8 protein-coding genes and 11 tRNA genes are annotated in these 12,321 nt (G+C 49.9%); all 19 read left to right on the top strand.

Annotated elements, in window-relative coordinates; genetic code table 11:
- Window positions 1-76 precede the first annotated feature (76 nt).
- Window positions 77-149: transfer RNA gene (locus tag WBG83_RS21775), tRNA-Thr, on the top strand.
- A 10-nt stretch (window positions 150-159) separates the two neighbouring features.
- A tRNA-Glu gene (locus tag WBG83_RS21770) sits at window positions 160-231 on the top strand.
- Between the two features lie 9 nt (window positions 232-240).
- A tRNA-Val gene (locus tag WBG83_RS21765) sits at window positions 241-316 on the top strand.
- A gap of 22 nt (window positions 317-338) precedes the next feature.
- Window positions 339-414: transfer RNA gene (locus WBG83_RS21760), tRNA-Thr, on the top strand.
- Window positions 415-423: 9 nt separating this feature from the next.
- A tRNA-Gln gene (locus WBG83_RS21755) sits at window positions 424-498 on the top strand.
- A 5-nt stretch (window positions 499-503) separates the two neighbouring features.
- Window positions 504-579, top strand: a tRNA-Lys gene (locus tag WBG83_RS21750).
- Window positions 580-588: 9 nt separating this feature from the next.
- A tRNA-Leu gene (locus tag WBG83_RS21745) sits at window positions 589-669 on the top strand.
- A 16-nt stretch (window positions 670-685) separates the two neighbouring features.
- Window positions 686-760 (top strand) — tRNA-Gly (locus WBG83_RS21740).
- Window position 761: 1 nt separating this feature from the next.
- Window positions 762-835 (top strand) — tRNA-Arg (locus WBG83_RS21735).
- Between the two features lie 21 nt (window positions 836-856).
- Window positions 857-933, top strand: a tRNA-Pro gene (locus tag WBG83_RS21730).
- Between the two features lie 8 nt (window positions 934-941).
- A tRNA-Gly gene (locus WBG83_RS21725) sits at window positions 942-1,012 on the top strand.
- A gap of 198 nt (window positions 1,013-1,210) precedes the next feature.
- A complete protein-coding gene (ppc, locus tag WBG83_RS21720) occupies window positions 1,211-4,006 on the top strand; it encodes a phosphoenolpyruvate carboxylase (protein WP_336747481.1) in 2,796 nt (931 codons plus the stop codon).
- Between the two features lie 352 nt (window positions 4,007-4,358).
- On the top strand, window positions 4,359-4,931 hold the full coding sequence (gene sigW, locus WBG83_RS21715; RefSeq protein WP_336747480.1) for an RNA polymerase sigma factor SigW: 573 nt from the start codon (window positions 4,359-4,361) through the stop codon (window positions 4,929-4,931).
- Between the two features lie 34 nt (window positions 4,932-4,965).
- Entirely contained in the window at window positions 4,966-5,574 is a 609-nt protein-coding gene (locus WBG83_RS21710; protein WP_336747478.1) for a zf-HC2 domain-containing protein, read from the top strand.
- Between the two features lie 156 nt (window positions 5,575-5,730).
- Window positions 5,731-6,549, top strand: a complete 819-nt coding sequence (gene cdaA / locus WBG83_RS21705; protein WP_336747477.1) for a diadenylate cyclase CdaA — start codon at window positions 5,731-5,733, stop codon at window positions 6,547-6,549.
- Window positions 6,542-8,017 (top strand): CdaR family protein, encoded by a 1,476-nt coding sequence (locus WBG83_RS21700; protein ID WP_336747476.1) that lies wholly within the window; start codon window positions 6,542-6,544, stop codon window positions 8,015-8,017. Before cdaA ends, WBG83_RS21700 begins: the two co-directional genes overlap by 8 nt.
- Window positions 8,018-8,121: 104 nt before the next feature.
- Window positions 8,122-9,462, top strand: a complete 1,341-nt coding sequence (gene glmM / locus WBG83_RS21695) for a phosphoglucosamine mutase (protein WP_336747475.1) — start codon at window positions 8,122-8,124, stop codon at window positions 9,460-9,462.
- Window positions 9,463-9,933: 471 nt separating this feature from the next.
- Entirely contained in the window at window positions 9,934-11,763 is a 1,830-nt protein-coding gene (gene glmS, locus WBG83_RS21690; protein ID WP_336747474.1) for a glutamine--fructose-6-phosphate transaminase (isomerizing), read from the top strand.
- Between the two features lie 204 nt (window positions 11,764-11,967).
- A complete protein-coding gene (locus WBG83_RS21685) occupies window positions 11,968-12,285 on the top strand; it encodes a helix-turn-helix domain-containing protein (RefSeq protein ID WP_336747473.1) in 318 nt (105 codons plus the stop codon).
- The last annotated feature ends 36 nt before the right edge of the window (window positions 12,286-12,321 follow it).

Raw genomic sequence — 12,321 nt, 5'->3', positions numbered from 1 at the left:
CTGATAGCTCAGTTGGTAGAGCACTCGACTGTTAATCGAGTTGTCACAGGTTCGAGTCCTGTTCGGGGAGCCATATGCTTCCATAGCTCAGTAGGTAGAGTGCATCCATGGTAAGGATGAGGTCACCGGTTCGATCCCGGTTGGAAGCTTACGAGACGGGGCCCGTTGGTCAAGGGGTTAAGACACCTCCCTTTCACGGAGGTAACAGGGGTTCGAATCCCCTACGGGTCACTTTAAGATGGAGGCTTAGCTCAGCCGGGAGAGCATCTGCCTTACAAGCAGAGGGTCGGGGGTTCGATCCCCTCAGCCTCCACCATAAGATTTAACTTGATGAATATGCCGACTTAGCTCAATTGGTAGAGCAACTGACTTGTAATCAGTAGGTTGGGGGTTCAAGTCCTCTAGTCGGCACCATTGTCTTATTGGGGATTAGCCAAGCGGTAAGGCAACGGACTTTGACTCCGTCATGCCTAGGTTCGAATCCTAGATCCCCAGCCATTTGCGAGCCATTAGCTCAGTTGGTAGAGCACCTGACTTTTAATCAGGGTGTCGTAGGTTCGAGTCCTACATGGCTCACCATTTATGTGTGCGCGTGTGGCGGAATTGGCAGACGCACCAGACTTAGGATCTGGCGTCCTCGACGTGGGGGTTCAAGTCCCTCCACGCGCATCAAGTAATTTACCATGCGGACGTGGCTCAGTGGTAGAGCATCGCCTTGCCAAGGCGAGGGTCGCGAGTTCGAATCTCGTCGTCCGCTCCATGTGCCCTTAGCTCAGCCGGATAGAGCGTTTGACTACGAATCAAAAGGTCGGGAGTTCGAATCTCTCAGGGCACGTATTAATTATCTTCATATCGTCGGGACGTAGCTCAGCTTGGTAGAGCACCTGGTTTGGGACCAGGGGGTCGCATGTTCAAATCGTGTCGTCCCGACCATTATATTTGCGGGTGTAGTTCAATGGTAGAACTCCAGCCTTCCAAGCTGGTAGCGTGGGTTCGATTCCCATCACCCGCTTTCGCTGAAAAAGCCTTGTTGAACAAGGCTTTTTCTCGTTTATCCAGTTTTTTTTCGTATTGTACGGAATAAGACTAGTAACGAATCGTGTTATCAGGATATACTAAGGAGAAAGAGAAAAGACATCGACAAAATGCGAATAATCGGCAGGAAAACTCGTTTATTTGTCGTATTTTATAAGGATGAGGTGAGAGAAATATGTCAGATACAGTTATGCAGAATACAAAATCCCCTGCTACAGGCAACCTGCTGCGCAGGGATGTTCGGTTTCTAGGTCATATTCTGGGGGAAGTGCTTGTTCAGCAGGGCGGGAATGAGCTGTTCAACCTGGTCGAAGAAATTCGCGAAATGAGTAAATCCTTGCGTGCTCAATTCGTGCCGGACTTGTTCGAACAATTTCAATCCAAGATTAAATCTCTCCAGCCGGAGCTGCGCCATAAAGTAATTCGCGCTTTTGCGATTTATTTTCAATTGGTCAACATTGCCGAGCAGAACCATCGTGTCCGCCGGAAACGGGATTATGAGCGTTCAGCAGGTGAATCGATTCAACCAGGTTCCATCGAAAGCATTATTGTAAAGCTGAAGAACAAGAATATTGCGCCTGAAGAGGTACAAGATATTTTGAAGGGGATGTCTCTGGAGCTCGTTATGACAGCGCACCCGACAGAGGCGACTCGTCGTGCCGTCCTCGATATTCATCAACGTATTGCTCGTGAAATGATGGAGCTGGACAACCCGACATTAACATACCGGGAACGGGAAAGCCTTCGCGAGAAACTGGTGTGTGAAGTGCTGACATTGTGGCAAACGGACGAGCTTCGTGATCGCAAGCCGACGGTTCTGGATGAAGTGCGCAACGGATTGTATTATTTTGACGAGACGCTGTTTGATGTGCTTCCTAACGTATATCGTGAGCTGGAACGCTGCTTGCATAAGTATTATTCCGATTATACATGGCACGTACCAAGCTTCCTGAAATTCGGCTCTTGGATCGGCGGGGACCGTGATGGGAATCCTTCGGTGACTTCTGATGTAACTTGGGAAGCTCTCACGCTGCATCGGGATATGGTTTTTCAAAAATATGAAGAAGTTCTGCATGAACTGATGGATCATGTGAGCTTCAGTAAAAATATCGTCAATGTTTCTCAGGAGCTGATTGATTCTATTGCTGCAGACCGTGAAATTCATGGGGTGGGCAGTTCGGAAGTATGGCGTAATGAGAAAGAACCATATCGCATCAAAGTTTCTTATATGCTGCAGAAGCTGCACAATACGCGCAATTCGGCTATTACAGATAGCAGCCTGAAGTATACTTCGCCGGATCAATTCAAATTGGACCTGCTTATCGTAGAACGCAGCTTGCGCAATCATTTTGCTGATTTTGTTGCGGACGTTTATGTATGCAAGCTGATTCGCCAGGTGGAGTTGTTTGGCTTCCATCTTGCGGCATTGGATATTCGTCAGCACAGTAAAGAACACGAGCAGGCCATGGCTGAAATTCTTGCGAAGATGGGAATCGTAGAGGATTACGCTTCTTTGCCGGAAGAGGATAAAATCAAGCTGCTGAGCGATTTGCTGAGTGAGCCTCGTCCGCTTACATCGCCTTATTTGGAATACTCTGAAAGCACTACGGAATGCATCAACGTATACCGTACAATCCAGGCAGCACAAAAAGAATTCGGACCGGATTGTATCCGTACGTATCTGATTAGTATGACTCAAGGCGCTAGTGACCTGCTTGAAGTGATGGTGCTTGCGAAGGAAGTTGGCTTGTACCGCCGCAATCAGGACGGAACAGTAACCTGTACCCTTCAATCTGCGCCATTGTTCGAAACCATTGATGATTTGCACGCCGCGCCGGAAATTATGGATGTAATGTTCCGTATTCCTGCTTATCGTGAAAGCGTAACAGCTATGGACGATCTGCAGGAAATTATGCTGGGCTACTCGGACAGTAACAAAGACGGCGGAGCCATTACAGCTAACTGGGAGCTGCGTGTAGCTTTGCAGGATATTACTGCTGTAGCTAAGCGGCATAATGTTCGACTTAAGTTTTTCCATGGACGGGGCGGCGCGCTCGGACGGGGCGGAATGCCTCTGAACCGCAGTATTCTTGCACAGCCTCCGGAAACACTTGGTGGCGGGATTAAAATTACGGAGCAGGGAGAGGTTCTTTCCTCCCGCTATTCCTTGCAGGGTATTGCTTATCGCAGCTTGGAGCAGGCGACGTCGGCTTTGATAACTGCTGCGATGCTGGCCCGTTATCCACAAACGCAGCAAACGGAAGCGCATTGGGAAGCCATTGTGAAGGAAATTTCCGAACAAGCTCTGAAGAAATATCAGGATTTGATTTTCCGCGATCCCGATTTCCTACAGTTCTTTAAAGAATCTACACCGCTGCCGGAGGTTGGCGAGCTTAATATCGGTTCCCGTCCTTCCAAACGGAAAAATAGCGATAAATTTGAAGATTTACGTGCGATTCCTTGGGTGTTTGCCTGGACGCAAAGCCGGTATTTGTTCCCGGCTTGGTATGCAGGTGGAACAGGGCTGCAGTCGTTCTACCAGGACAAGGAAGAGAACTTGGCTATTTTGAAGCAGATGTACGAGCAGTGGGGCTTCTTCCGCTCTATGATAGACAACCTGCAAATGGCGCTGGCGAAAGCCGATCTGCTGATTGCTGAACAATACGTACAAATGGTGAAGGATGATGAAGTCAAAGCTCGTATCTTCGGTTTGATTGAACGGGAGTATGTGCTTTCCTCTGAATTGATTCTGAAAATTACCGGGCAAGAGGAAATTCTCGATAATGTTCCGGTTATTCAAGAGTCCATCCGCCTTCGGAATCCGTATGTGGATCCGCTAAGCTACATTCAGGTTCTTCTTCTCCAGGAGCTGCGATCGCTTCGTGAACAAGAGCAGGATGATCCAGAGCTACTGCGTGAAGTATTAATTACGATTAACGGTATTGCCGCGGGGCTTCGTAATACAGGCTGATACGCGATGAAGACCGCAGGTTATGATAAAAAGAACGGCCGGGCACTTTCTTATTTAGAAGGGGCCCGGCTTTTTTGCTAAGTCTAGGATTTTTGCTCGAAGCATTTCTTTACCAGCAGGGGTTACTTCGCTGAAAAATTCCAAACGAGCTGTCGTTGTATAAGAGGCCAGTACGGGCTAGTACAGACTATTACAGGTAAATATAGACTTCATATATATCTGATTTAAACGAGAAATGGTCAAGGCTTTGGTTAATTTTGTATTATAGTACAGGAGTGAAACTTTTTGAGCGTTGTATCGTAATGTTAGAAGGAGTGATGACGGTGAACATTGCGCTTTTGGGGGAATACTGGTGAACTATATCGAGACGCGGCTTGCCAAGCTGGCGCGGAATGGGGATCGCAGAGCATTCTCCGAGCTTGTCGAAATTTATAAGGATAAAATTTATCATATGGCCTATCGCATGCTGAGCAATGCTCATGAAGCTGAAGAAATTGTGCAGGAGACGTTTCTCCGGGTGTTCATGAATTTGCATCGTTATGATGAGAATCAGAAATTTTCGACCTGGATTTACCGGATCGGCACAAACTTAAGTATCGACCGTTTGCGTAAGCGCAAAGCCAATTTTTCTTTGGATGCTGGTATTAGTGATACGGAAGGCATGGATTGGTATGATGCGCTTCCTAGTGAAGAAAAAACACCGGAGAGCCAGGTTGTGCTGTCCGAAACACAGGCACAGATCCGCAAAGCGATTGATATGCTGCCTGAAAAATATAAGTCGGTCGTGATTTTGCGATACCTGCATGATATGTCTCTTCAGGAGATAGGGGATGTCCTGAATATGCCGGTTACCACGGTGAAAACGAGGGTGCATCGGGGCCGGGAGTATTTGCGCAAGAAGCTGGAAAATGAAAGTCTTCTCTGAGGATGGCGGAGCAGGATAGAAAGGAGAATTAGCAATGGATTGCAAAGAGGCCACAAAACAGATGCATGATGCATTGGAGGGTGATCTGAATGCCGCGGATCAACTGGCATTAAGGTCGCATTTGGCGGAATGTCCTAGCTGCCGTGAGCGGTATAAACAGCTCGAGCAAACGGAGGCGCTGATTCGTATTTCATTAATGGGTACACGTATCCCGCCTTGCTCGGAACGTTTGACATACAGCATCATGCAGGCGCTGCCGGCTTCACCGCGGCGCAAGATAGCGATGAAATGGCTGCAGCGGCATCCGGGAATATCCGTTGCGGCGGTTACGGCTTTTCTCATGATGGGAAGCCTGATGACGCTCTGGAACCAAGGTACCGAGCTGATGGTGCGGGGCTCGGATTTGAGTCAGGTTGTGATTGACGGCAAACGGGTTGTAGTACCGGCCGGACATACCGTTAACGGAAATCTGCTGGTGGAGAACGGTGAAATGATTGTCGAGGGCCAGGTGAAGGGGAATCTGGTCGTTGTGGACGGCAGTGTGAATCTGGCTTCCACGGCGGTTATCGGCGGGGAAATTCAGGAAATCGACCAGGCAATAGACTGGCTGTGGTTGAAAGTAAATCAACTGTTCGAACCTTGATTGGGTGTATTTGCCTCCCTCTGGATTTTTGGTCCGAAGGGAGGTTTTTTGCTGAAAATATGGTATGATACACGTAGAGAAGAGGAGTTTGCATAGGGCCGCGGTACATATACTAAAGAAAAGGCGCTTGCGGCGAATCAATGGGGGACTAGTCCGATGACTCTGCTCAGTGATGTAGGCATAAAAGACATTGTTGATATATTAATTGTAAGCTATGTGATATACAAGCTGCTTATCTTAATCCGCGGAACAAGGGCTGTTCAGCTGCTCAAAGGGATTTTCGTCGTTGTGCTGGTTTGGGCCATTAGCTACTGGTTTGAGCTGAACACACTGAAATGGCTGATGAACCAAATGTTCACCGTAGGTGTGCTGGCGCTGATTATTATTTTCCAGCCGGAGCTGCGGCGTGCGCTTGAGCAAATCGGCAGAGGCAAGCTGTTCTCGCGAGGTGCTTCGGACGAGCAGCAGGATGTGGCCCAGACGATTGGGCATTTGGTGAAAACAGTCAATGTATTGTCCAAGCGTAAAATCGGCGCACTTATCGTATTCGAACGGGATACAGGGCTTGGAGATTATGTGGAATCCGGCATCCCCCTGCAATCCTTGGTTAGCTCCGAGCTGCTGATTAACATTTTTGAGCCGAATACACCGCTGCATGACGGGGCGGTTATTATCCGGGGCGATAAAATTATGGCGGCCGGCTGCTATTTGCCGTTGTCGGAGAATCCGTTCATCAGCAAAGAGCTGGGGACAAGACACCGCGCAGGGATTGGGATGACTGAGGTTTCGGATGCGATTTCCGTTATTGTGTCCGAGGAAACGGGACAAATCTCGCTTACTATCAACGGTCAAATGGTCCGGGATATTAAGGAAGAATCACTTATATCCAAGCTGTTTGAAGAGCTGCGTCCAAAAACCAAGCTGAAGGAAAAAAAGGTCCCTTTCTGGCGGAGATGGAGGGATCAGCGTGGATAAATGGCTGCGTAATGTCAATGTAGTGCGTGTAATTGCCCTTGTATTGGGCATTCTGCTATGGGTCATTGTACAAATTGATATGGATAGGTCCGGCGCGTCGTCCATTTCGGATAGCCAGGTAAAGACGATAAGCAATGTGAGCATCAGGCCGGTATATGATGAAACCATGTATGCGATCCGGTCCATTGAGCCGGAAACGGTCATGATTACACTGCGGGGGACGGCTTCCGTGCTGCGCAAGCTAAATCCGGATCAGGTTAAGATTGTGCTTGATCTCACCAAGTATGGAAAAGGAACTCATGCGGATGTGCCGCTTCGGGCTGAGGGCTTCCCCAGCGGGGTCAGCATAGATATCGAGCCTTCCACTGTAAAGGTAAACATGGAGGAGAAGGTTACGAAGGAAGTTCCCATTACGATGAACGTTACAGGCACTCCGGCATCAGGCCTGAAGGCAGGGCAGCCTGTAGTTAAACCGAGCAAGGTTTATGTCACTGTGCCAAGCAGCCGCTTGGATGAAGTGGACTCGGTAAAGGGTGAAATTAATGTCGACGGGGCTAAAGCAGCCGTAACCAAGCAGGTAAAGCTGGCGGTATACGATAAGCAGGGCAAGGAAGTCAATGCCCTCATTACACCGCAGTCCGTGGTGGATGTGGAGGTGCCGGTGACGGTTCCGTTCAAGCAGATGCCGCTGCAAATTAAAATTACAGGTCTGCCCCCGGTCGGCTTTAGTATCAGCTCCTACACGCCTAGTGTGTCCCAAGTGACGGTGTACGGTCCGCAGGAGGTTCTGGATGAAATGGAGTTTTATGACGGCGCGGAGCTGAATTTGTCCAATGTCCGTAAGGATGAGACGGTGAAGCTGGAGGTCCCGCTGAAACCGAGGGTCACCCAGGTGGAGCCAACCAAGCTGGATGTGGAAGTGAAGGTTGTTCCTTCTGTAACCCGGACGTTTGCCAATGTCCCGTTGAAGATTAATGGAAGCAGCTCGAATTACACGACGAAGGTAAGGGTGCCGGAGCCCGGCAATGTAGATGTGACATTAGAAGGGGCGCCGGATGTGCTGGATAAGGTACAGCTGCAGGATGTGCAAGCTGCAATCGATGTCAGCAGCTTGACTCCAGGCCTGCATGAGGTGACGGTAGCCTTTAATTTGCCGCAGTTCGTGAAGCGTACCGGCGGCTTAGTGAAGGCGACGGTGGAGATTACAGCGAAGGCGGGGCAGAACACGGGGAATAAGCCGCAGACTACGCCGGAGGCAACCCCGGAAGCAACGCCGACATCGGAGCCGCAGGCACCTGCCAGCACAACGCCTGCAACAGGCGCTGAAGGCTCCGGCAATGGAGGATCGGCAGCCGAGGGGACGCCAGAGCCGAATGCCGGGACTGAAGCGGGCGCCAGCACATCAACCGGGAATACAGGCGCCGGCAGCTCAGAAAAAGAGCCGGAACAGAAACTTAGCTCACCGTAAAAACGTGATATAGTTCATGCACATGTTGTTGATGTGCAGAGATACAGTCGTAGATAAAAAACATCCGTTGAGATGCTATCAGTCATGGGAGAGGTCGAACACACATGGGAAAATATTTTGGAACAGATGGCGTTAGAGGCGTTGCCAATAAAGAGCTTACTCCGGAGCTGGCGTTCAAGATCGGCCGCTGCGGCGGATATGTGCTAACCGGACAGACGAAAAACCCGAAGGTCGTTATTGGCCAGGATACGCGTATTTCCGGCCCGATGCTGGAATCGGCGCTTGCAGCCGGATTATTATCCATCGGAGCGAACGTCATCCGGCTCGGCGTAGTTTCTACGCCGGGGGTTGCTTATTTGACGCGGGTGCTCGGAGCGGATGCGGGGGTTATGATCTCCGCTTCGCATAATCCTGTTGAGGATAACGGGATCAAATTTTTCGGCGGAGACGGCTTTAAGCTCTCTGATGAAACGGAGCTTGAAATCGAGCGGCTGATGGATGCACCTGTGGATGAGCTCCCTCGTCCTGAGGGCGGAGACTTGGGCATGGTCAGTGATGAGCCCCAGGCCAAGTATATGTATCTGGACTATCTCAGAACGACGATTAGCCATTCCTTCCAAGGGTTGAAGGTTGTGCTTGACTGCTCCAACGGCGCCGCGTATGAGCTGGCTCCAAGGCTGTTCCGGGAGCTTGGTGCAGACATTGTAACCATCGGCGCAGAGCCGGACGGCAAAAATATTAATAAAAACTGCGGCTCGACTCATCCGGAGCTGCTGAAGGCGGAGGTTATTCGTCATGGCGCCGCGCTTGGGCTTGCTTTTGACGGGGATGCGGATCGGCTTATTGCGGTAGACGACCAAGGGGAAGAGGTCGATGGCGACTATATCTTGTGCATTTGCGGAGACGCTCTGAACCGGGCGGGCAAGCTGAAGGAAAATACCGTCGTTACGACGGTGATGAGCAATATCGGATTTTTCAAGGCGGCGGAGTCCCTGGGCCTGAAAACCGCCAAAACGGGAGTCGGCGACCGCTATGTAATGGAGGAAATGCGCCGCGGAGGCTACAATCTGGGCGGGGAGCAATCGGGGCACGTTATTTTCCTCGATTATAATACGACAGGTGACGGAATGCTTACGGCGCTGCAGCTTGTGGAAACTATTGTGGCAACCGGCAAGAAGCTCAGTGTGCTGAAAAGCATGATGCGGAAATATCCGCAGGTGCTGGTTAATGTGCGTGTAGCGGATAAGAGCAAGCTGAACGGCAATGCCAATGTGGAGAAAATCATCCGCGAGGTTGAGGAACGCTTTGGAGATAATGGCCGTGTTCTTGTTCGTCCTTCGGGGACGGAATCGTTAATCCGTGTTATGGCTGAAGGTCCGGAGAAGGATTTGGTAGAAGCGTACGTAGAGGAGATTGCTGAGGTTATTCGTACGGAGCTCGTATAATACGGCATGAATGCAAGTTGTCCTCCGGCACAGGTGGCCGGGGGATGTTTTATTTTAGCCGATCCGCCGGGGTCGAACCGGACCTTGAAATGATGGCTTGCAGTCAGGGAAATGTCACTGTGTTATCAGCCTTCCGTATGAAATGACTGTTGCAAACGGGGGTGAAAATGCATAAGATGAGAATATCTATTCATGGGCAAAAAAGGAGGGTCGAGGCAGTCCTGCAATAGAAAGCGCCAGAACTTGTATGATGCGCCGCCGGTTGTGTCTTGTATGAGAACCTTTATGAGAAACTGGGATGCGGCGCTGCAAGTTGACGAGGTGGAAGGTGTTCGGATAATCGGCGGGGACCTCCCGGCCTGATTCAGGGCCGTTAAGCCGGCAGGGGAAAACGATCGGGCGACCGTTCAGACAAGACTCCGGCATGAAGGGGATTTGCTGTTCATTTGAAAATTCGGAGGAATTATATATATGTGTGGAATCGTAGGCTATGTAGGAAAGCGTAACTCGCAGGAAGTGTTGATTGAAGGCCTGAAAAAGCTGGAGTACCGCGGCTATGACTCGGCTGGTGTTGCTGTATTTACACAAGAGGGTCTGCAGGTTAAAAAGGCAAAGGGCCGCTTGGCGGTTCTGGAATCACAGCTTGGCGATGCGCCGCTGCTCGGCAACATCGGAATCGGCCATACCCGCTGGGCGACACACGGTAAACCATCGGATGTGAATTCCCATCCGCATACGGACAATTCGTCCAAATTTTCCGTGGTGCATAATGGTATTATCGAGAACTATATCGCTCTGAAGGAAGAGCTGATTGAAAAGGGACATCATTTCGTATCTGAAACCGATACAGAGGTTATATCTCACCTGATTGCCTCGCTGTACGAGGGCGATATCGTCAAAGCGGTTCAGCAGGCGGTTAAACGGATGCGCGGCGCTTTTGCCCTGGGCGTTCTGACTGAATATGAGCCGGATAAGCTGGTTGCCGTTCGTCTTGCCAGCCCGCTGATTATCGGCGTTGGTGAAGGTGAAAACTTCATTGGCTCAGATATCCCGGCCATTCTCGAATATACGCGAAATGTGTATATTTTGAACGATTATGAGATGGCAGTTCTGACGAAAGAAAGCGTCGAATTAATGACAATCGAGGGGAACTTTATTTCCCGGGAATTATTCCGTGTCGATTGGGATATTGTTACGGCGGAAAAAGCCGGCTTTGATCATTTTATGCTGAAAGAAATTTATGATCAGCCCAAAGCATACCGGGATACGGTGGGCAGCCGCATTAATGATGCGGGTACAGCTGTGGAGCTGAAAGAAATCGGTATGACCGCTGAACAAATCAAGCAGCTGCGCAATGTTCATATTGTTGCCTGCGGTACGGCTTATCATGCAGGATTAGTCGGAAAAACGGTCATTGAAACCTTGGCCCGTATTCCGGTTGAGACCGATGTTGCTTCCGAATATCGTTACCGTGCGCCGATTATTACGCCAAACACGCTCGTTATCGTGGTCAGCCAATCCGGGGAGACAGCAGATACGCTTGCCGCGCTGCGTGAAGCGAAACGGAACGGTGCCCGCGTCATCGCGATTACGAACGTGGTCGGCAGCTCGGTTGCTCGCGAGGCGGATGATGTGATCGTAACATGGGCAGGTCCGGAAATCGCCGTAGCGTCTACCAAGGCGTACACCTCTCAGCTTGTGGCGTTCTATCTGCTTGGACTGCACCTGGGGCAATCTCTGGGGACAGTGGAAGCGGGCGAGGTGGCAGAAATTATTGCAGCCATGAAGCAGCTTCCTGAGCAAGTAGAAGCGATTCTGGAGCAATCGGAAGCCATTAAGGGTGTTGCAGAGCAAATCTCAACACACAACAACCTGTTCTTTATCGGACGCGGTCTGGATTACGCCGTGGCACTGGAAGGTTCTTTGAAGCTGAAGGAGATTTCTTATATTCACTCCGAGGCCTATGCTGCAGGCGAACTGAAGCACGGCACCTTGGCCCTTATCGAAGAAGGCATTCCGGTCATCGCACTGGCGACACAGGAAACCTTATTTGAGAAAACCGTCAGCAACATTAAAGAGGTTACGGCCCGCGGCGCATTCGTTATCGGCCTTGCCAATGACGGCGATGAGGAGCTGGCCAAATCGGTGGATCAAGTGTTCACCATTCCGAGAACCCTGCCGCTGCTTTCCCCGGCGTTGTCGGTTATCCCTCTGCAGCTGCTGAGCTACTATGCTTCGCTGGCTCGTGGCAATGATGTTGACAAACCGCGGAATCTGGCGAAGAGTGTGACGGTGGAGTAGGGGAGATTGGGGTTGTCATAATTAATGTCAGATGACAAAAAAGTCGTGAACCAGTAAAAGATGTCATGAACCAGTAAAAAATGTCGTTAACCGAAATGCAAGATGATTGAACATCTAGAAGGGAGCCCGGGGGAATGATTCGGGCTCCCTTTTATCTACGCGGAAATTAAGATACACGGGACTTTACGATCGGTGGTGAAACTGATGAGTGGCATTGGCTATAGAATCAAATGTATCCGAAAAGAGAATAATCTAAACCAAATTCAGTTTGCAAAGATTATAGGAATTTCCCAAGGGAACCTGAGTGAAATTGAAATGGGGAATAGTAATCCCTCTGCAGAAACACTTATATCAATCCGAACACAATATAACGTGAACTTGAACTGGTTATTAACCGGTGTCGCAGCAGAAGATGGGACGACATATGAAGATGAGTTCGAGAAAAGGATGATTGAGGTTTTTAGAAATCTTGATGATTATGACTGGACAGTGAAAAGTTCTTGTCGAAAAATCGTCACATAGAAAAATAACCCAATCAGGCAATGGTCTGGTATCCTT

It is taken from the genome of Paenibacillus sp. y28, from assembly GCF_037137075.1.
Classification (GTDB): Bacteria; Bacillota; Bacilli; order Paenibacillales; family NBRC-103111; genus JBBBNV01.
The sequence above is the reverse complement of the archived record's forward strand: the minus strand, read 5'-3'. Positions and strand labels throughout refer to the sequence as shown.